This is a genomic window from Ktedonospora formicarum, assembly GCF_016587355.1.
Lineage (GTDB): Bacteria > Chloroflexota > Ktedonobacteria > Ktedonobacterales > Ktedonobacteraceae > Ktedonobacter > Ktedonobacter formicarum.
Genome location: NZ_BNJF01000001.1, coordinates 1972522 through 1992378, shown reverse-complemented (window position 1 = coordinate 1992378; position 19857 = coordinate 1972522). Strand labels below are relative to the sequence as shown.

At 49.9% G+C, this 19857-nt stretch carries 17 protein-coding genes; 7 read left to right on the top strand and 10 right to left on the bottom strand.

Annotation, left to right across the window (positions count from 1 at the left end; genetic code table 11):
• Nucleotides 1–24 precede the first annotated feature (24 nt).
• From K3T82_RS08505 to K3T82_RS08495, 3 genes are all read right to left on the bottom strand, one after another.
• Nucleotides 25–1338, bottom strand: coding sequence for a magnesium transporter (locus K3T82_RS08505; RefSeq protein WP_220193051.1), 1314 nt, complete (start codon nt 1336–1338; stop codon nt 25–27).
• 62 nt (nt 1339–1400) lie between these two features.
• Nucleotides 1401–3059, bottom strand: coding sequence for a CTP synthase (locus K3T82_RS08500; RefSeq protein ID WP_220193050.1), 1659 nt, complete (start codon nt 3057–3059; stop codon nt 1401–1403).
• Nucleotides 3060–3263: 204 nt separating this feature from the next.
• Nucleotides 3264–3899 carry an MBL fold metallo-hydrolase gene (locus tag K3T82_RS08495; protein WP_220193049.1) on the bottom strand — a complete coding sequence of 212 codons (636 nt, stop codon included), beginning with the start codon at nt 3897–3899 and terminating at the stop codon, nt 3264–3266.
• 377 nt (nt 3900–4276) lie between these two features.
• On the opposite strand from K3T82_RS08495, the gene secG reads away from it, so the two are divergent.
• From secG to K3T82_RS08470, 5 genes are all read left to right on the top strand, one after another.
• Entirely contained in the window at nt 4277–4516 is a 240-nt protein-coding gene (secG, locus tag K3T82_RS08490; protein WP_220193048.1) for a preprotein translocase subunit SecG, read from the top strand.
• A 94-nt stretch (nt 4517–4610) separates the two neighbouring features.
• Complete coding sequence (locus tag K3T82_RS08485) at nt 4611–5327, top strand: SGNH/GDSL hydrolase family protein (protein ID WP_220193047.1); 717 nt, start codon at nt 4611–4613, stop codon at nt 5325–5327.
• Nucleotides 5324–7171 carry an ABC transporter permease gene (locus tag K3T82_RS08480; protein WP_220193046.1) on the top strand — a complete coding sequence of 616 codons (1848 nt, stop codon included), beginning with the start codon at nt 5324–5326 and terminating at the stop codon, nt 7169–7171. Before K3T82_RS08485 ends, K3T82_RS08480 begins: the two co-directional genes overlap by 4 nt.
• Before the next feature lie 23 nt (nt 7172–7194).
• Nucleotides 7195–8619: an ABC transporter permease gene (locus tag K3T82_RS08475; protein WP_220193045.1), complete on the top strand. Its 1425-nt coding sequence runs from the start codon at nt 7195–7197 to the stop codon at nt 8617–8619.
• A 515-nt stretch (nt 8620–9134) separates the two neighbouring features.
• A complete protein-coding gene (locus tag K3T82_RS08470) occupies nt 9135–9518 on the top strand; it encodes a hypothetical protein (protein WP_220193044.1) in 384 nt (127 codons plus the stop codon).
• Here the strand turns inward: K3T82_RS08470 and K3T82_RS08465 are convergent.
• From K3T82_RS08465 to K3T82_RS08450, 4 genes are all read right to left on the bottom strand, one after another.
• Nucleotides 9470–9931, bottom strand: a complete 462-nt coding sequence (locus K3T82_RS08465) for a hypothetical protein (RefSeq protein WP_220193043.1) — start codon at nt 9929–9931, stop codon at nt 9470–9472. The genes K3T82_RS08470 and K3T82_RS08465 overlap by 49 nt on opposite strands.
• A gap of 73 nt (nt 9932–10004) precedes the next feature.
• Nucleotides 10005–10463, bottom strand: a complete 459-nt coding sequence (locus K3T82_RS08460; RefSeq protein ID WP_220193042.1) for a hypothetical protein — start codon at nt 10461–10463, stop codon at nt 10005–10007.
• Nucleotides 10464–10643: 180 nt separating this feature from the next.
• Nucleotides 10644–12236 carry a zinc ribbon domain-containing protein gene (locus tag K3T82_RS08455; protein ID WP_220193041.1) on the bottom strand — a complete coding sequence of 531 codons (1593 nt, stop codon included), beginning with the start codon at nt 12234–12236 and terminating at the stop codon, nt 10644–10646.
• Between the two features lie 404 nt (nt 12237–12640).
• Nucleotides 12641–13453 (bottom strand): hypothetical protein, encoded by an 813-nt coding sequence (locus K3T82_RS08450; RefSeq protein ID WP_220193040.1) that lies wholly within the window; start codon nt 13451–13453, stop codon nt 12641–12643.
• Between the two features lie 220 nt (nt 13454–13673).
• On the opposite strand from K3T82_RS08450, the gene K3T82_RS08445 reads away from it, so the two are divergent.
• Complete coding sequence (locus K3T82_RS08445; protein WP_220193039.1) at nt 13674–14039, top strand: nuclear transport factor 2 family protein; 366 nt, start codon at nt 13674–13676, stop codon at nt 14037–14039.
• A 100-nt stretch (nt 14040–14139) separates the two neighbouring features.
• Here K3T82_RS08445 and K3T82_RS08440 read toward each other — a convergent pair whose 3' ends face one another.
• Both K3T82_RS08440 and K3T82_RS08435 read right to left on the bottom strand, forming a co-directional pair.
• Nucleotides 14140–15288, bottom strand: coding sequence for a hypothetical protein (locus tag K3T82_RS08440; RefSeq protein ID WP_220193038.1), 1149 nt, complete (start codon nt 15286–15288; stop codon nt 14140–14142).
• Between the two features lie 57 nt (nt 15289–15345).
• On the bottom strand, nt 15346–17436 hold the full coding sequence (locus tag K3T82_RS08435; protein ID WP_220193037.1) for a serine/threonine-protein kinase: 2091 nt from the start codon (nt 17434–17436) through the stop codon (nt 15346–15348).
• Nucleotides 17437–18223: 787 nt separating this feature from the next.
• Between K3T82_RS08435 and K3T82_RS08430 the strand changes: the two genes are divergently transcribed.
• Nucleotides 18224–19288, top strand: a complete 1065-nt coding sequence (locus K3T82_RS08430) for a hypothetical protein (RefSeq protein WP_220193036.1) — start codon at nt 18224–18226, stop codon at nt 19286–19288.
• Between the two features lie 114 nt (nt 19289–19402).
• Here the strand turns inward: K3T82_RS08430 and K3T82_RS08425 are convergent, their stop codons facing one another.
• Nucleotides 19403–19771 (bottom strand): hypothetical protein, encoded by a 369-nt coding sequence (locus tag K3T82_RS08425; protein WP_220193035.1) that lies wholly within the window; start codon nt 19769–19771, stop codon nt 19403–19405.
• Nucleotides 19772–19857: the final 86 nt, after the last annotated feature.

Sequence of the window (19857 nt, the reverse complement as noted above, 5' to 3'; positions counted from 1 at the left end):
GGATGGTTTTGTATGCTCATCATCCTAGTACATTCTCTTGGGCTTCCGTCGCCGCCCAGATGGTAGGAGTACATCGAGGGCGTCATCTACGGTTATGATTCCTTGAAGGGCCTGAGATTCATTGACAACTGGGACTGCTAGTAGATTGTACTTGGCGATGATTTCGGCGACCTCTCGTGCTTGAGTATTGGGAGCTACAGTAATGAGGTTTGTTTCCATTAACTGTTGTAGTTGCTGGGTTGGCGTAGCAATGAGAAGTTCCCATAGCGACACTACTCCGACCAGGCGGCTCTCCTCGTCCTCCTCGTTTTCTACACAGTAAATGTATGCGGTTCGTAGATCATGCTCGCGTGCGTTGACGCGAACTGCTTCTAGTGCCTCGTTAGCTGTGCGTGTCAGCGTGAGCGCAAGATAGTCTGTCGTCATCAGACCGCCAGCGCTATCTTCCTCATATTCCAGTAATTCCTGCACATCCTCAGATTCTTCTGGTTCCATACGTTGGAGAAGCTCCTGAGCTTGTTCTTCTGGTAGACTGGCGATGAGGTCGGCGGCTTCGTCGGGTCCCATAATTTGCAGGATATCGGCAGCACGCTCTGAATCAAGGTTTTCGAGGATATGGCTCTGACGCTCAGTCTCAATCTCCTCCATTGTGGCGGCGGCGGTTTCATCGTCTAGCCCTTCAATGATACGAGCGCCCTGCCCTGGAGTGAGTTGGTGAACAATCTCGGCGATATCAGCGGGGTGCATCTCAGCGAGATGTCCTTTAAGCAAGCGCTGGACATGGGGTAATACCTCTTCTGGCACATCTTCCTCATCATCCTGGATGCCTGGGCGTGGCTGTCCAATGAGCTCAACTTGATTCCAGGGGATAGGAGCCGTTGAGGCATCACGTCCCTTTGAACCATGGAGCCAGGCCGGCGTCAGACGGCGTACAAGGCCGAAGGGGGTGTTATCAATGCCTAGAATGCGCCAATCGCTATCGAAGCAGACATCATTGACGCGAACCGCTTTTTTATGCTTGATATCGATGACTTGCTGATCCAGTACCTCCTTGGCGAGTGAGACTGTATCTTGTTGTTCCTCGTCAAGCGATTGAGTAACCTGAGGTAGCTGCTCAAGTGGGGTGGTTAGTTGAAGTGCCCCCTCAAACCAGCTCAAGGCGTTATGAGGAACGCGCCAGTGCTGTTCCTCTTCGCCCTCCAGCAGGAGCGCGTCAGGGTAGGCAGGCTCATCGCTGCCTACCTGTCGTGCGGGTAGTAACACATCAACAATACGGCCAACGCGCATCTCTCGAGGCGTCTCGACTGTGGTGCCAAGTAACTGGCTTAAGTACAACATAGTGTTTGTCTGTTATCTCCCTCTCGGTGCGAGGAAGGCTAACAATATGCTAGCAATCACCTCTATTGGAGGTGGGTTGCCAGCGTATTGTCTTCTTCCTGCGCGTGCTGTTTCGATCTGTGTTGGGCTATCTGGGAAGAGGCACCTACGAAATCGCGGAAGAGAGGATGAGGCCGTGTTGGACGGCTCTTAAACTCGGGATGGAACTGTGAAGCCACGAACCAGGGATGATCCTTGATCTCCACAACTTCTACCAGGCTGTTATCGGCTGAGTGCCCACTGACGATCAGACCTTGAGTTTCCATTCGTTTGCGATACTCGCTATTAAATTCATAGCGATGACGATGGCGCTCGAAGACGATTGGCTCATTGTAGGCTGCAAAGGCTTTGGTATCTTTGGTCAGGCAACAAACCCAGTTCCCTAAGCGCATTGTACCACCTTTGTCTGCAATTTGCCGCTGGGTGAGCATTAAATCGATGACAGGATAAGGTGTCTGTGGATCAAATTCGGAGCTATTGGCCTCTTGCAGACCCAGTACATTGCGCGCGAACTCGATGACTGCTACCTGCATACCCAGACACAGGCCCAGATAAGGAATATTATTGCGTCGTGCGAAGCTGGCCGCTTTGATCTTGCCCTCAATACCGCGATGTCCAAAACCGCCTGGAACGACGATGCCTGCCACATCTTCCAGTACTTCGGCCTCGTTCATCTTCTCAAGCGCTTCGGAATTGATCCATTTGATACGTACATCGACATTGTGATACCAGCCTGCATGGTGTAGCGCTTCCGCGACAGACATATAGGCGTCATGAAGCTCAACATATTTGCCAACCAGACCTATCGTGAGCTCAGGTCGAGGGCTCTTGATCTTGAGAACCAGATTCTTCCACTCATCTACCTTTGGTTCCTGGGACGGGAGATTTAACTCCTGCGTCAAGTACTCGCCGAGGCCAGCCTTATCCAGGATCATCGGTACCTCATAGATAGTATCCGCTGTAGGCAGGGGAATAACAGCGCGAGCCTGAATATTGCAGAACAGGGCAATCTTCTCGCGCAACTCATCGCTGACCTCATGGTCGGAGCGACAGAGGATGACATCAGGCTGGATACCAACACGCAACAGTTCCTTGACACTGTGTTGTGTCGGCTTGGTCTTTAGTTCTTTTGAAGCTCCCAGGTAAGGGAGTAGGGTCACATGTAGGTAGAGCACATTCTGGCGACCAACATCGGTCCGCATCTGGCGAATTGCCTCCAGGAATGGCTCGCCTTCGATATCGCCCACCGTTCCTCCAACCTCGACGATGACGACATCTGCGTCGGAGTGGCGTGCGACCGCGTGCATTCTGGCTTTAATCTCGTTCGTGATGTGCGGAATAACCTGAATTGTACCTCCGAGGTATTCTCCGCGCCGCTCTTTGGCAATAACTGAGGCGTAGACCTGCCCGGTTGTGATGTTATTGGCCTGGTAGACCGGTTCATCAGTGAAGCGCTCGTAGTGTCCCAGGTCCAGATCTGTTTCGGCACCATCGTCGGTGACGAAGACCTCTCCATGTTGGTAGGGAGACATCGTGCCAGGATCAACATTGATATAGGGGTCCAGCTTCATGAGCGAGACGGATACTCCGCGATTCTTGAGGAGGCGGCCCAGAGAGGCAACGCTGATGCCCTTACCTACCGATGAAGCCACACCACCTGTTACAAAGATAAATTTTGACATGCAAACAAAACCTCCTAAAGGCTTCTCAGAACTCCTGAGCATGCTCGCTATAGGGGCCCCTGCGACCCTCTAAAGAGAGCATCATGGGCAGCGACTCTGGTTCCTATGAAGACGTTAAGCCGGAGCCTTTCCGTTAATGCAAATGAAACAATGACGTTGCAGTCTCAAACTACGTGACGATTGCTACAACCTTGAATATATGTATCAGGCTGGTGGCGTAAGTAGTACCACCTGTGTCTCCACAGGGAGCGACGTTGGGCTGACAGTAAATTTCGGTTGTGGAGCAGATTGCTCAACTCCCATTTCACGACAGAACTTGTTGAGAGCCTGCAAACCTTCATCTGTTGTTGGGTTGTAGTGCATAGGGATGACGATACGTGGTTCTACCTGGCTAATCACTTCCGCTGCCTGCGTCGCGTGAATTGTGCTACCGCCGCCAATGGGGATAAGCAAGACGTCGGCATCGGCCACTTCTTCGAGTTGCTCTTCTTGTAAAGTGTGACCAAGATCACCGAGATGGCAGATAACCAGGCCATCCATATGGATCACGTAGATGGTGTTGCGACCTCTCTCAGCGCCATGTTTCCCATCGTGGTAAGAGGCGATACCTGTAATAAGCACGTCACTGATCTCATATTCACCTGGACCACGCACAACACGCGGATTACCGCTGACGGCTGCGATGTTATTGTGTCCGGGGTGATTATGGCTAACGGTGACGATGGGGGCAGTGATCTTACCCAGCGAGGAGTCTGGCTGAGGAGTAAACGGGTCGGTTACTAACGCAACCTGTTTGCCACGGAGTTGAAAACAAGCGTGGCCAAGCCAAGTTATTTCCATGAGTTTTCGCTTTTCTACATAAGATCGGGCGGGGACCAAATGTCCTCGCCCGGATTGTATTGTACCATATGGATAGGTCCCCTACAAGGGGATAGCCCCTTTGCCCCTGACTCTGCACTTATGATACATGCCGTTCGCTCAAGTGTATATTATCGACTGCAAGGCGCTGGAACTGTAGCTCTTCCAGCATTCCACTTCAGGGAATGCTGGAAAGCTTAAGGAATCTGCTGAGCATATCTCGACGTTGGGGGGAACTATGGTATAATCAGGCGAGCCGAGGATATTTTGTCTTCTCGGCGGCATTATTCTTCAATCGTTTATGTGTGACGTTGAGCGCCTGTGGTTCTGTCAACACATACGAAAGAGAGGAAATACTCTTGCTACAAGACTGGCTTCCGACAATTCAGGTTGTGCAGATCATTCTCTGCGTTGCTGTCATCGTCTTTATTCTCTTGCAGGTGCGTGGTGCGGGCCTCGGTAGCGCCTTTGGTGGGAGTAGCGCGGGTACCGTCTTTAAGACGCGTCGTGGTGTAGAGCGCCTGGTGTTTAACCTGACAATCATCTTTGTGGTGCTGTTCGCTCTCATCTCTGTGCTCAGTGCTGCCCTCGTCAAATAGTGCCCATTATAGCACCAATTGGGTGCGCCAGCGGAGAATAAGAGGGCCTGATGTCGGTTGGCTGGCATGGGCTCAGATTTTGGGTGTCATTTGTTTGTCCCTTACCTGCCTGATTGGGTGTACGTCACCTCATACAGGGCAGCGGCAAGATAACAATCTGGCGCTACAACAATTACCCAGGGCGCACCTTACTTACGTTGCTATCGGAGCCTCTGATACCTTCGGGACTGGTACTGATAATCCTCGTACCGAGAGTTGGCCTGCTGGTCTGGCTCATCTGCTTGTTCAGGATGAGCAGAGCAAAGGATCGAAGCAGGGTCAGGACTCTATCCATCTTATTAACCTGGGTATTCCAGGTATGCATGTACATGATGCCTTAAATGTTGAGTTGCCGGTCGCGCTTGATGCGCACCCCGACCTGGTAACCATCTGGCTCGCTGTGAACGATCTGGTTGACCGCGTTTCTACCTCAACCTACGAACACGATTTGGATCTGCTGCTTCAACGTTTGCAGAAGCAGTTGCCTCATACTCATATTGTGGTCGCTAATGTTCCCGATTTGACGCTGCTCCCTCGCTTTAGCGGGACCGACACCACCACGCTTGCGCATTCGATCAGCAGCTATAATGCTGTTATACAGTCTGTTGTAGATCATCATCATGTACTTTTAGTAGATCTTTCGCAGGCCTGGCAAGAGTTGCCCCAGCACCTCGATTATATTAGTAGCGATGGCTTTCATCCCAGCACACAGGGATACAAACGCCTTGCGCGACTCTTCTACCAGGCTCTCAAGCAACATAGGATAGTATGACGTCGCTGTTTGGTATCCCAATCGAAACTGTCTCGACAAGCCTGCTGATTATTACAAGCATTATCATTGTGCTTGTGGTGATATTGGCGCTTCTGAATGCTATCTTCTTCAAGATTGGCGTGCGCAACATTCCACGTCGTCGTATGCAGATGGTTCTGATTGTCTGTGCGCTCATGCTCTCCACGACCCTGCTCTCCAGTGTTTTGACAACCGGAGACGTATTGACAACTACAGCGCAGACGGTAGCGGTCTTTAACTGGGGAAATGTGGATGAGCTTATCGAAGGCGGCTCTGGTACGCTTGGCCTCTATTCGGAGCGAATCTATCGTGATGTGCGGGATTCTGCGCGAGATGACCCTGATATCATTTCGGTTGGAGCGGGTTTGCGCGTGCAGGATCTCTTGATCGCGGATCAGAGTTCGCGTCAGGTGCGTTCAAAGGTGACTGCTCTGGGGATTGTGCCTGGAAGTGAGCTAGGCTTCGGTGGGATGCTTGACCAGACAACATCGCGCCAAAGAACAATAAGCGAACTGAGCAAAAATCAAGTTTATCTCAATGAAACTACTGCCCAGTTCCTTAACGCTCACACTGGTGATAAACTCTATCTCTACTCTGAGCACTGGCCCGGTGAGCGCTTTCAGGTCTATGTAGCAGGAGTCGTCAGTAACGATGGTCTGGTTGGTGATAATCCCTTTATCCTGATGGATGTGGAGACCCTGCGTGGCTTTGAAGACATCAACAGTGCCCTTATCAATCAGATTTATGTCCACAATCGAGTTGGTGTTGAGCCTGGTGGGTCTTCTGTTAGCGATGCGGTTACGGTTCGCTTGGGACAGGTCTTGCCGCACCAGGTCCATGTCATTCAGGTCAAACAAGAGGGCTTGAAGAATACTCAGAAAGCGGAGGATATCTTCTCGCGCATCTTCGCTCTCTTTACACTTTTTTCTCTGGCGATTGGTTTGTTGCTGATTCTGCTCATCTTTGTGCTCCTGGCGGCGGAGAGGCGTGTGGAAATGGGGATGGCGCGTGCGATTGGCGTCCAGCGCCGTCACGTAATCTTAATGTTTCTCTTTGAGGGGGCCGTCTACGATGTCCTGGCTTCATTTGTAGGGCTTTTGCTGGGGGTTGGTGGAGGAGCAGCCTTGATCTGGTTTTTGCGTCCGATCATGGAGCGCTTTGATTTCCCGCTAAAGTTTAGTGCCCAACCCAGGAGCTTTATTATTGCTTACTGCCTGGGAGTTATCTTTACATTCTGCTCAGTAGTCCTCTCTTCATGGCTAGTGAGCCGCATGAATGTCATTGAGGCGCTACGTGATCTGCCAGAGCCCATCCAAAATGCGTCCTTGCGTGAGTCGTTCCAGAGGCTATGGCTGGTTTTGAAAGGGCTTTTTCGACCGCCTGCTCCGCGTGAAGATGTTCATAAGCAGGCTGGAGAGCATTCATCTCCGCTCGTATCACGCTGGCGGCAAGCCCGGAGGGCTATGCTTGAGATTGTGCCGGAGACGATTACGGGAACTGGTGTCTTTCTGGCGGAAGCAGGGATTTTGCCTCTGCTAGCTGGTTGGTGGCTCTTTGCTCTTGGTTTGCGAGAAGGGAAGGTCCTTCCCTTCTCACTGGGTTTTTCGCTACTAGTAGTAGGGGCTGGACTCATGTTGAAGGCCCTGACAGAGCATTTATTCTATCGCTTTAATTTGTGGGTAAGGGGGCATGATAATCGTACGCGTGCGCGACGCGTTTCGAGTGGTCTTTTCGCGGCGCTTTCAGGGGCATTGTTGCTTGCATACTGGGCGCTTCCATTTGATATTCTCGCGGCATTGGGTTTCCGTCGTTTTCAGGGGGGATAGAGATCTTTTTTGTTGCGGGTATCATGATGGTACTGGGAGCGACCTGGGCTATTGTGGCTAATATGGGCCTGTTCATTTCGCCTCTATTGCGGTTCTGGTCTCTGTTTCCTCGAATGTATGCAACTTTGCGACTCGCGTCTGCCTACCCGCTACACCGGCGTTTTCGCATGGGTTTGAGCGTGGTTATGTTTAGCATGGTCGTATTTGCTATGACTGTAATGGGCGTGATTACTAATTCGGTACAGAATAGCTATGCCGATATTGATCAGCAAACGGGGGGATATGATATTCAGGCCACAGCCTATTTTAAGTCGTTACCGGACCTCTCTCAGTCGTTAGCAGACCGGGGCATAGATCCAGCACAGTTTTCAGCGATAGGTGAGCGGAGCACAACTTCTGTCGGTGTCATCCAATTGAGTGCGAGTGTGCCACGCTGGAGTGTTTACCCCGCACAGATCGTAGATGGTGGTTTTTTGCAAGGGTATGGTTTGCATCTCTCAGCGCGCGCCAGTGGTTTCGGAAGTGATGCCGCTGTCTGGGAGGCGTTGAGGCAGCACCCAGACTATGCGCTGATCGATAGCAGTGCGCTGCCGTATCGTTCTCCCTTTCCTGTGTATGACCCTTCAGTGCCAGCACCCAGTATCGTGACTGTTCCGGCAGTGCCACCGAATATTGAGCCCGAGAATGCTTTCTCAATGAGTGGGGTCTCGCAGGGCGATAAGAGCTTTGCCGCTGTGCCTCTCTGGTTGACTGGCCCCAGTGTGAAGCAGGCGATGAAAGTTACTGTCATAGGTGTTGTTGATAATAGTGATGCTGCTCATTTTGGCCTCTATATTCCACGCTCCCCTGCCAGCCTGAAGAACCTGACGAGTATATCTTCTTCTCAGACATCACCACAGTCTCGGACCTATTATTTTAAGGTCGCGCAGGGAGAGGACAAGCGTGCACTCGCGCTTGCGTTGGGGTCTGCCTATCTGGATTATGGCCTGGAAACGACAGTTTTGGAGGATGTGATCTGGCAAATTCGAGGTCCGCGTATTCTGCTGAGCAACATTCTGATTGGGGTCGTAGGTGTAACTCTCTTGCTAGGAGTTGCGGCCCTCGCGATTACGGGAACGCGAGCGGTAATAGAGCGGCGCCAGCAGATTGGTATGTTGCGTGCGCTTGGCTGTAGTCGCCGTATGGTATGGCAAGCCCTCCTATTGGAGTCATTTCTAGTAGGTGCATTTGGGAGTATTCTCGGCGTTGTTCTAGGGGTGGTGCTCTCTCGCAACATCTTTGCTGCCAACTTCTTTGAGCAATATCAGACTGGATTGACATTTAATATTCCCTGGTATTATCTGGCTCTGATAGTTGGTGTCTCCTTGTTCTCATCATTTTTAGGAGCGCTTTTGCCGGCCTGGCAAGCTGGCCGGATTGCTCCTGCTGAGGCTCTGCGCTACCAGTAGTCCTATCCTTTTGGGCATGTGCGCTCACTAGAGTTGCGCTTTTCAATGAACACGCTTATAGTAACGAAAGCGATAGACGCCGATCTCTTGATGTAAGTGTGTGGAGAATACGTGAATAGAGGCGCTCTCACAGCAGCGCTCAGGATGCTTAATCTCTGTATATGTATGCGCAGAGTTTGAGCCTGTGTAAGGTAACAACTCCGCTATCGTAGAACAAAGGTCCTGTTGAGAATGGTACCTGTAGAGGGTAGGATAGGCGTACTTGAAACGATTTCAGCCCTTTTGCGTCTAAATACATAACGGGCAAAAATGTAGTGAACTTTGTAACGCTCTCATTTTGAGAGCGTGTCCTTTGGGATGTTTTAAGGTCTTTTCGTATACTGTTCGCCTCCGAAAAGGCATAAGGTAGACTGATACAGAGAATCAGCCTGCCGCTATACAGGATGAGTAAATTGGGATATTCCTTTGCTGAAAGGGTGCCAACGCTGGTAAATCCCTACGAAAGTGGAAGCCTTATGCACCTTACTCAAGAAACCGGTACGGTTGTACGAACGTATGGGCGCTTCCTGTTGCGTGAAGTTTTTGTTTATCAAGGAGAGCGTCTGCGGCATTCCGCCCTCCTGCAAATAACGCTGCTGCCAACTTCTGGTAATGAGATCACTATCGCTTATTTGTCGACGCGTGCTGATGCGGTCAATGCCGTTAAGGAGAGAGTACATGTCTGGCTTATGGAGCAAAGCTGCCAGATTGAAAAGACCAGGCGCTGGCTTCAAGAGACAAGTGATCAGGATATTGTAGCCAAATTTCAATCCCTCCTGGACCTGTGGGAGCCTTGTTATCAGGAGGTTGCTCAGGCGCTCTCCGAATTGGAGGAGCTTTCGTTTTCCGAGGATGCTTGAGGTATAGGGAGCCTATGCCGCTCAATTGGGAACACCATACCGGGCGGTTCCTGCTCTGGATAGTGCGTTTGTGGCTGCTCATATTGATAATAAGCTGTATCAGGATTTGACCGATCTTCCAGTGTTTCTGCCGCCTGGTAGCCTTGCTCATAGGAACGTTGCGTATCAAATATTTGTGTAGACGTCGGAACTGGTCGGCTTACATAGATAATAGTTGGCTTACGTCTATGCAGCCAGTCATGCTTCCAGGCTGTATAGACGAGAGCGCAAACAAGCAAAGCTCCGAGAGCGATCAACCATTGATGAAAAAGCCAGTATGCCCCCCAAAAGCATGTCCACCACACCCACCAGTGAGATTGACTAGAGACTCTTGATTGATTACTGCTCTGTTTACGCTTTGTCTGATATCGCATGTCGCCACGCCTTCCTACTTATAATGGGGCCCTTCTGTGTCTCTACAAACTCCTTATATTGTATTCTTCTTTCTCAATTGTACCATACGGTTCTTTGACGAGGCTTATGTAGTAAGTGCAGCGTAAAGAAGGTGGTGCCCAGAGCCAAAATTATCGTCATGGGCCAGGACCATGTGAAAGATGGGATCTGAAAGGGGAGGAATGCCAGGAATGCAGGCAGAACAACCAATACAAACGCTATATTAATTAGAAGCAGGCGCGTCTGTTCTTGCCAGGAGGAATGTCCAACTGGTGAGGCCAGTTCTGGGAAGAGGGTCAAATGGGCCGCCCCCAGCAAAAGTAGCGGAAGACCAAGTTGGGTCAAGGAGAAAGGCATTGAGAGCGAGAACCAGAGCAGGTGTTCGAGCAGCGTAGCGAAGAGCCAGCCCAGGAGAAAGATGCAGATATAGCATTGGATACGCCAGCGTATCAATGGGTTGTGGGTTAAAATTTGCAATACTTTATATAGGTCAGAATCCTTGTTAGAGCGCATTTTGACGACCTATCCTCTTGCTTGTGATAATGGTAACCCTCTTTCAGGATAGTCATCGGTACCAAATATGTGCTGTGTGCGAGGATAAACCGATAATAATGGGAGGTGCGAAGTGTTCTTAAATCTCTTCGCACTTCCCATTGTTGTGTCATATGAGATGAAGCAAGGTGAGCCAGGCTTTTAGGATGCTTTAAAGCCGGTCCAGGTACCTGTGTCATGGGATTGGAGGGAGGAGGTTCCTGGAATATTACAGCTATAGGATTGAGTCCCGCTATCAAAGCTGCCACTGGCTGTACTTTTGCTCTCAAACGACCCCTCGATATGGAACTGGGTATTGGTCGTATTAAGCGTGCATTTGAATGTTTGTCCTTGCTGTGTAATTTCGAGCGTATCTTGTAGCAGCTTCTCGTTATAGTCTATTTTGCCACCTTTATAGGTTCCCTGGCATTGAGTGGTAGCTGTCTCTTTGATTGTCGCACCATTGCTGATACCTGAGTTGGTATGGGGGGTGCCATCAGCATATTGGGTGCAGACGCTTCCTCCTGTGGGATCTGGATGCCCGGTAACAATCAGAGTCATTTTAGCTGTGTATGGGTTTCCACTTACGGTATCTCGTCCCGTGAGAAGCACCTCCAGGTTAAAGCTCTGATCATCGGAGGGCGCGTCTTTCGGACCAGGCGTCTTAGCCTGCCCAGGGGTAACGATATTGACGGAGATACCTGTTTGTGTGGTATAGCCTCCGGCATCTTTTGCTGTTAGCGTATGTTTGCCAATACTCCAGCCTTCATCAATTTTGAGATTACTGTTGAACTTCCCATCCTGGTCGCTGATCGCCATGGATTGAGAGGCGAGGGGCTTGTTATCAAGTAAGAATGTGATGGTTGAGCTTCCTGAGAATTGTTGTCCCGTTACGCGTAGGATTGTAGTGCTTGCTCCAGCAGGCTCATTGCCTACCTTATAATCACTGCTGACTGTGATGATGGGCTTGGGGCGCGTCATTTGATAGATGAGTATGCTTCCTGCTCCACCCAGGATAACGGCGATAATAATAATGGCAAGTGTTACTTTACCGGCTGTGCTGCTCAGCCAGGGTTTGCGTTGGGGCGGCTGATAAGGACCACCCTGGGGATAACCTCCAGGGAAGGCAGGCGGCGTCTGAGGCGGATAACCACCGGGCTGTACTGGAACCGCTTGGGGATAAGCCCCACTTTGGGCGGGCGCGATGGGAGGGGGATAGGCCCCCGGTTGCGCGGGTACACTCTGATAGAGTCCGCTAGCCTGAGATGGCGTGACGGGGGGAGGGTAAATTCCTGGTTGCGCGGGCACGGCTTGGGGAGGAAACGGTGGCGTTGGTGGCGCCGCAGGTGCGGCAGGATAGCCGCTTTGCGGAACAGGAGGGGGGACTGTGCCAGAGGGTAATGGGCGTGAGCTTGATGGTTGCTCTACTGCGGATACTCCGAAATGCTCACCTGCTTGATAATTCGCTCGCTCTGGGGCAACTTGCTGACCTGGATCCTCTTTGAGTGGAGTCTGATATTCCTGAAAAGAGAAGCCGTCTGTCGCAATATTTGTGTCCTGTGGCATTGGGGCAGGTGCTGGTTGGGATGGTGTTGCTCGCATAGTAGGGGCATCAGCCAGGGGACGACTATCGTTAGTAGACGGAGTCATGGGTGCGTTGGCAAGTGTCGATGTGGAGATTGATCGTCCACAGTTGCCACAGAAGCGCGCATCTTCTGATGGCAATTCCGCACCGCAATATCGGCAATGTTGCATGCGTGAAACCTCCAAATATATCTGGGGCGTGTTTTGATGGATTTGCTGTTCATAATAGAGCATGATAAATGTATAAAAGCTCTAATTCATCCGGACGATAGATTGGCTTCAAAGTAAAATGCAAATTTGCTAAGAGTATAGCATATTTCTCGTTAGCATCCTATATTTGTGAACATATCTATTAAAACTTTTCCTAACTCTTCTGGATTCCACCAGAGGAGTTAGGAAAAGAGGGACTGCTATGCGTGAAAGCTCTATCTCTTAATCGTCGTCGGGGAAGTGCCCTGTCCAGGTTCCTGTAATAAGAGATAATGCATACTGTTGTTGCTTATTAGAACATGTGCCTTTGATGGCCCGGAATTCAAAAGTACCCCTGGCAACCGTCTTATTGCTGAAGGTACCGTTTAGATGGAGGTAGACCGATGTGGGGGGAGTGAACAATACACAGTTCCTTGTTCACTATATCTTTCTACCTGATCCGCAATAATAATCTGGTCATAGGTAATCTGCCCACTTTGATAGTTTCCCTGACATTTTGTGGCGCGAACGTGCATCTCTTTTGTGCTTGAAGAAATCCTTTGGGGCTTGCCTGTATCGGCATCGGTGCATACACTTCCACCTTTAGGATTTTCCTTCCCACGAATATCAAATTCCTGCTGCCAGGTGAAGGGGGCTGTATTCTCGATACGACCCTGAAAGGTGATAAGGAACTCGAAGGAACTATCATTAGCAGGAGCATTAGCGGGTCCCGGTGTATGAGCTTCACCGGGCTGGACGATGATGAACTCAGAGGAGTCGATGCGGTTGGTGTCGTTCTGTACGCTGATTTTATGCTTGCCGGGTGTCCAGTTTGTTGTTACCATCAACTCGGTTCTGAAGGTGCCATCCTGAGCACTTGTGATGGTAGATTGATTCGCCAGTCGCTTTTCGTCAAGGTAAAGTGCAATAGTCGTGTTTGGGGAGAAGTTCCGCCCATTGAGATAGAAGATTGTGCCGTTACTGCCCGCCGCTAGTCCTTCGTGATGATAATCGCTCTGGATGCTGAGCATAGGTTTAGGAAGAGCGAAATACAGAATAGTGTAGCTAGCAAGTGCGCTTAGAAAGATCGTGATAACAATAGTGAGGACAGTGCTTAGTCCCTTTTGAGTGCGTCTCTTGCTTGAATGGTTTTGCTCAGTGAGAGGGTTTTCCTTGAGCTCCCCAGATGTCTGTTGCATGAATCTCCCCTCGTCTTGCGAATACTCTTACTATATAGCCTATGTGTCTTGTGGGATGCGTGATGTACCGAGAGAGCAAGTTATCCCCATGGGGGTGAAGAATACCCTTCTAAGCTAAACGGACTTTATGGATAAAATTGGTGGTATAAGTTGCGTATGGTTGCGAAATGTACTAGGATAAGAACGAATTTATCGGAACTTTTCATTCGAGGTTTGATTTATGGAGCAACAGAGTCTTATTTTGGAAGGAATTACTGCCCAAGACGTGGTAGACCGCCAGTTACAGGCATATAATGCTCATAATCTGGAGGGTTTTCTTTCTTGCTACAGCCCCTCCATCAGAGTTGCCCTGCATCCGGGCGGGCAGACCCTTGATGAAGGTCTGGAAGCGTTGCGCCTCTCCTATGCCAAGCTTTTTGCCGAGTGCCCTAACTTGCATGCTCGTATCACCAGGCGCATTGCCTCGGAAAGTATGATCATCGATGAGGAGGAAGTAGAGGGCCTGGTCGATGGACGCACAGTGCGTTCAGTCATTATGTATGAAGTTCTTGAGGGCTTAATTACGAGATCCTGGTTTGTCGAGTAATAGTACTAGTGGCTATTTGCTGACTTTCTATTCAAAGCGTTGCATAAGAAATGGCACCTGCATCATTTGATACAGGTGCCATTTTGTTTATGGGTATGGACTAATCAAGCAGCGTCTTGAAGAGTACCGCGTCTATGATTGTATTATTACTGTCGCGCGCGAAAAGGCCTACTATGCCGTCCTCGCTGCCCCTGGTAAAAGTTGGCGTATAGCTAACCTTGGCGCTAAACGTCGATGTGCCGCTTTGGCTTTGGGTGCTCGCGTTGCCAATAGCTTGATAGAGATGATCTAAGACCTTAATCTGCTCTGTGCTCCCCTTTGAGATTGTCCCTTTTCCCTGGAGCGTGAAGTTCCGCGTGAGATGATCCAGCGCGACGGGTTGCGTGATTGTTAGATGAGCGCTGGTGACGTTTGTCACCAACCAGATTCCGTTGGCGCGCCCCTCAAGCCTGCCCAGGGTCACTGTCAGCATATTCCCATGTGGACCAGTGAGGTGGATTACTGCCTCGGCTCCATTCTGGCTGACGATACTGGCTTTACTTGTCATGGGCCATTGGAGGAGAGAATTTCCCATATGCTGGGCTACTTGAAGGGCGTTGAGTTTCCACTTATTTTGCCCCATCTCCACCTGTTTCTGATCGTCTTCTGCTTGATAACGCGTCATATCGGGATACAGGCCACGGAATGCTACTGGGAACATACCACCCGCTCCCGCTGCCCATTTGAATTCGCGATAGAGATCGGGCTGAACGGCATCTTTGTCTTTTCCCTTATTCATGCTGGAGTCCCAGTCAATCTCCCGTGTGATGACTGTGTTGTAACCACTGATGAGAGCCTCTCCTTGATACAGATCCTTTAATTCCAGGATTGTAGTTGGCGCAGGGCTTGTAATCTGATCATATACATACACGTCTTTTACGCCCCCGCTGGCTCCACTATATTGGACAACGACCAGAGCCTGTAATGTTTTGTCGCCTTTCAAATGAGCGCAGGTAACCCCTGCAATGCTATTCTGTTCACGCTGTATCCCTACAACCGACCCCCAATAGTTCTTTGCGCTGACTGTCGCTGGACAGGCTTGCGCGCCCAGAGGTACAGTAGGTGTACTGGCTGATGTTTGCGTATGCTGGGATGACTCATCTGTTGATGCTATGTTTCCGCAGCCACTTAGAATTAAAAGCAGCAAGAAAAAGATAGCAGGCCCAATGAGAGCGTGTTCACCGCGAGCGTCGCGGGTGTATCGTGACATGAAGCCTCCAGGGTCAAAGGACGGGCCTGATGTATCAGGCGGCGATGGTTGCGATTTCTAAATGGCATTCCAGATCTGAACTGTTTTATCTCCTCCTGACGCGATAGTGGTTCCATTGAGAGGAGACCAGGCCAGTCCAGAAGTGACACTATCCGGCGTATTCTGCGTGTAGACATGCTGACTATTTTGTGCCTGCCAGATCTGGACTGTGTGGTCATTCGAGCCAGATGCCACATGGGTCGCGTCTTTGGACCAAGCAATAGTACGTACCACATCTGTGTGTCCCGTATATGTCGTGACGAGTTGGCCTGTATCAGGCTTCCAGATATGGACTTGTCGATCTCTGCCGCCCGATGCGAGGTATGAGCCTTCCTTGGGCGACCAATTCAGCGTTAGCACTGCTGCCTCATGCTGATGTTTGGCTACTGTCTGCTTAGTGGTGACATCCCAGAGCAAAACACTATTCTCTTCAAGTGCTGTAGATGCGATCTGCTGCGTATGGGGCGACCAGCGCAGGATGGTCACACTGTGGCTATGTCCTTCATAGCGTGAGAGTACATTGCCACTGATTGGTTCCCAGAGTTGAATCGTTGTATCCAGGCTCCCAGAAGCAATGACTGCGTCATCAGGGGACCATGACAGAGTATTAACCGCCGAGAGATGTCCGATATACTTCTGTGTCATTTCCCCATTCAACGGCTTCCAGACGTGAACGCTACTATCATCACTTGCCGAGGCAATATATTCTTCGCTTGCGGACCAGGCAAGGTCATTAATGCGCATAGTATGGCCTGTATAAGTGTAGATATGTTTCGCTGTCTGCGCTTCCCAAATATCGATAGTACTATCGATATTGCCTACCGCCAGATATGTACCTCGCGGAGACCAGGCTACGGATGTCGCCGGAGCGGTCAGTGTGAGTGTTTGAAGCACCTGCCCCCGAGTCTGGTTCGACTTGCCTTGATTGTTTCCCAGCCAGAAAATGCCTCCTGCCCCTGTTAGAAGCACAGCTCCAGCCAGACCAAAGAGCAGCTTACGGCGGCCCGGATCAGCAAGTTGTGTTCTGGTTGTGCCCAGGAATCTATCCTTAAACGACTGCAATTGCTTCCCATAACGTGCCAGGCGTTTGTTGGAAGGTTGTACCCTCTTCTCAAGCCTATGCGTAGGGCGTTTGGCAATATCTTCTTGTGGTTCCTGGGAGACAGGTGGGCGTGTTATCTTCGGCAATTCATCTTGGACTGGTGGCCTTGTGACCTTTTCGGATCGCGCCGGGGTCGCTGGTAGAGATGAGCCGGGCTGGGATTTTGGCTCAGGTTGCGCTGCTTCGCTAAAGGCTTGAGCGAATTCCAGGACAGTGGCATAGCGTTGATGAGCGTCTTTTGCCAGCCCTTTCATGACCACTTCCTCTAGCACCGGGCTGATTGAGGCATTGCGAGCTCGTAGCGGTGGAGGCGTGACATTGAGATGTTGGAGGAGGAGAGAACCAGGGCTACCGCGATAGGGACGCTCGCCGCAGAGCCATTCATAGACGGTGACTGCTAGCGAGTACTGATCACTGGCGTAGGTCGGCTTCTCAATCCATTGTTCCGGGGCCATATAAAAATAGGTTCCTGCTACCCCTGGCATGCTCAGCTGGCTGATCTCGGGATTCTGTTGACTAATGAAAGCGATCCCAAAGTCGCTGAGAATGAGTTCACCTCGGCGGTTAAGCAGAATATTTTCGGGTTTAATATCGCGATGAATAATGCCCTTGCTATGAGCATAATCGAGCGCATCGGCGATTTTCTCGATATAAGAGGCGATAAGCGAGGGTTTTAAGGTGCTTCCTTCTGGATGGCGTCGACGTAGAGTGCCATAAGGCAGAAATTCCATAATCAGGTAAGGAGTATCACCCTCCATGCCTATATGTTCTACTTTTACGATATGTGGGTGGCGTAAGCTAGCGACGATGCGCCCCTCTTTATGGAATTTATGTATTTTGCTCTCATCAAGCTGTTCTGGCAAGGCGTGGAGGAGTTTAATTGCTACAAGTTTTTGGGTTTGGAGATGCTCGCCACGATAGACCTGCGCGAATCCTCCCTCACCCATGAGCCGCGTGAGACGATAATTGCCTATACGCTGACCTACACGTGATTTGTGTTCAGCCATACTATAATTTGTATTATCCCTTCTGCGTGCTGAGCGGAAGAACCCACCTCTCCCATATTTCTTTCTTATCCCTTGCCATTTGCTCTTCCGCTCACTTGGCGGCGCTGTATTGCTAGAGTGCTCTTAGAAAGAGAGTGCTCTGTGTAGATTTGTGTTCCTATTTATTTAAACTCGTCTAAGATTATAATGGTCTCTCCATAGTATGTAAAGTCTACTGTCTTATGTCTTATTGTGTGTTTCGCACCATTTCACTTTTCTGGAAGTTCGCATAATTCTCGTTGGGCTTTCCCCATTCAGGCGTTTTTGATACATTGTAGACTCACTATTGTGATCTGGATGACTCTCATTTTGTGTGTTTTTTCATGGTTTCAATGCCTGATATGCTGTATGCTAAGGGTAAACTGTTTAGCGCCACTTTGATTTTGCTAGATGCTTACGCACCGAGTCACATCCCACAATTTGATGTTATTGGACAGAATGTACTTCTGCCTGCTACTATTAAGAGCGAAATAGGGATGATCTTCAGCTGCCGGGAAGCCCATTTCTAAATATTGGCATACCAGGAGAGGATGGGAAAGCACATGGCTGGCATTTGAAATTTTCCCTGTTTTTTCGTACAGTATATTTGTACTTCTGATTATGTAAATGTTGGGAGGTGTCATCTGGAGCTTGGCCCTGACTATGCTTACTTATGGCAGTGGTTCGTTGTTTTGCTCGCTCCCGATGTTAAACGCAGGCCAATTAGATACAATCTTTTCATTTATTCCTTGTGAAGGAGAAATTATTCATGGGTTACGATCCTCATTCGCAGTTCAATAACCCGGGAGGGAACCCACCTTACCCACCACAAAACCCTGGATCGGTTCCGCCTCCTCCCACTCCCTTCGATCCATATCAGTCCCAGCAGCCATACAACCCTTATGGAGGCTCTCCATATCCGAATGGTGGCAATACGCCTTCTCAACCTTCGCAACCGGGCTATAATAATGCTTATGAGCCAACAGTCCAGTCGCAGTCACAGACGAGCTATCCTCCTCCTGGTGGTGTGCCATCTGCTCCTGGCTATCCTGGTTATCCTCCCGCGCCCAACCCTTATTCACAGCCAGGGATGATGCCCCCTCAGAAGCGAGGTATGAGTGGTGGCAAAATTGCTTTAATTATCCTGGCTGTCTTTGTCGTGCTGGCAGGCGTGAGTGCCGCTATTGCTATTCCCGCTTATAATACGGCGCAAGATAATGCCCATAGTACCGCGACGGCTGAGGCTCAGTCAACCGCGAATGCTCAGGCGACCGCGACCTATATTGCTACCCATTTCCCTTTCAGTAGCAAGCAAGTACTTAATGATACCCTTGCGAGCAATAATTCTGAGCATGGATGGGCTAGCGATAGCCTGTGTAAGTTCTCAGGTGGTAGTTATCTTGCCCAGGAGAGCAAGGAAAATACCTTCTTGCCCTGCGTCGCAAAGAGTACTGATTATACCGACTTCTCATATGAAGTGACAATGAAGAACATGCTTGGTAATGCTGGCGGTCTCATTTTTCGAGCGGATGATGCCCAACAGGAGTACTATCTCTATATGGCATTCTATGATGGTTCCTTTGGCTTCTATTACTATAACCATTCGAGTGGCTTCAAGAAGGTTATAACCGGAGATATTGCTGACTTTAGTACCAGCAAGGTCGTATTAGGTGTGACCGCCAAAGGAAGCCAGTTCCAATTCTTCGCGAATGGAAAGCAAGTTGGTGAGGCGTCAAACAGTACTTTTTCACATGGACAAATTGGCGTAGTGGTCGACAATGACAATCTGATTTCTCAGGCTAATTTCTCTGATGCTAAGGTCTGGCAGATATAAGCAATTGTATATGCAGCCGAAGCGTCTGAGTGTAAAAAGAAGCACAGATGCCACCGCAGAATCGCGGTGGCATCTGTGCTTCTTTTGCGTTTATCAACGGATGTTGGGAAGGCTCTATGACCTACGCCAGTTAAAAGCAATATTGATACCCAGGATAGCCACGGCAATACAACCAAGGCCAATAAGCTTCGCGATGACGACGAAGGTGCTGGAGTAGTCGGTCGAGCCAAGTAGGATACCCGAAATGGGAACAAACATAACAACCGATACAATGCCCAGCGCCAGGCGTTGCCCGGCTGATATACTTGAACGATTGTCAGAGAAACCATATTGATTGATCTTTTGTCCACTTACGTCATAAGGCGGCGTTTGATACGTATAGCGTTCCTTATTTTCGTTAATAGGTGCTGCCGTAGGAGATGAGTATTCTTCCGCATGGTAGCCATGGTACTCTTCCTCCGGTGAATGCATCTGTTGCGGCACTGTATTTCTTCCTTTCGAGGTAAGCAATCACGTCCTATATAAGAGCTTCTGGTTACCATTGCATACGTATCAGAGTGAAAAAAGTT

What these genes read in the sequence shown, in the direction of transcription:
- K3T82_RS08500 (WP_220193050.1), bottom strand. Translation starts at nt 3,059, where the DNA reads ATGTCAAAATTTATCTTTGTAACAGGTGGTGTGGCTTCATCGGTAGGT.
- K3T82_RS08455 (WP_220193041.1), bottom strand. Translation starts at nt 12,236, where the DNA reads ATGCAACATTGCCGATATTGCGGTGCGGAATTGCCATCAGAAGATGCG.
- K3T82_RS08430 (WP_220193036.1), top strand. Translation starts at nt 18,224, where the DNA reads ATGGGTTACGATCCTCATTCGCAGTTCAATAACCCGGGAGGGAACCCA.
- K3T82_RS08450 (WP_220193040.1), bottom strand. Translation starts at nt 13,453, where the DNA reads ATGCAACAGACATCTGGGGAGCTCAAGGAAAACCCTCTCACTGAGCAA.
- K3T82_RS08480 (WP_220193046.1), top strand. Translation starts at nt 5,324, where the DNA reads ATGACGTCGCTGTTTGGTATCCCAATCGAAACTGTCTCGACAAGCCTG.
- K3T82_RS08465 (WP_220193043.1), bottom strand. Translation starts at nt 9,931, where the DNA reads ATGCGATATCAGACAAAGCGTAAACAGAGCAGTAATCAATCAAGAGTC.
- K3T82_RS08495 (WP_220193049.1), bottom strand. Translation starts at nt 3,899, where the DNA reads ATGGAAATAACTTGGCTTGGCCACGCTTGTTTTCAACTCCGTGGCAAA.
- K3T82_RS08460 (WP_220193042.1), bottom strand. Translation starts at nt 10,463, where the DNA reads ATGCGCTCTAACAAGGATTCTGACCTATATAAAGTATTGCAAATTTTA.
- K3T82_RS08470 (WP_220193044.1), top strand. Translation starts at nt 9,135, where the DNA reads ATGCACCTTACTCAAGAAACCGGTACGGTTGTACGAACGTATGGGCGC.
- K3T82_RS08440 (WP_220193038.1), bottom strand. Translation starts at nt 15,288, where the DNA reads ATGTCACGATACACCCGCGACGCTCGCGGTGAACACGCTCTCATTGGG.
- K3T82_RS08475 (WP_220193045.1), top strand. Translation starts at nt 7,195, where the DNA reads ATGATGGTACTGGGAGCGACCTGGGCTATTGTGGCTAATATGGGCCTG.
- K3T82_RS08435 (WP_220193037.1), bottom strand. Translation starts at nt 17,436, where the DNA reads ATGGCTGAACACAAATCACGTGTAGGTCAGCGTATAGGCAATTATCGT.
- K3T82_RS08505 (WP_220193051.1), bottom strand. Translation starts at nt 1,338, where the DNA reads ATGTTGTACTTAAGCCAGTTACTTGGCACCACAGTCGAGACGCCTCGA.
- K3T82_RS08445 (WP_220193039.1), top strand. Translation starts at nt 13,674, where the DNA reads ATGGAGCAACAGAGTCTTATTTTGGAAGGAATTACTGCCCAAGACGTG.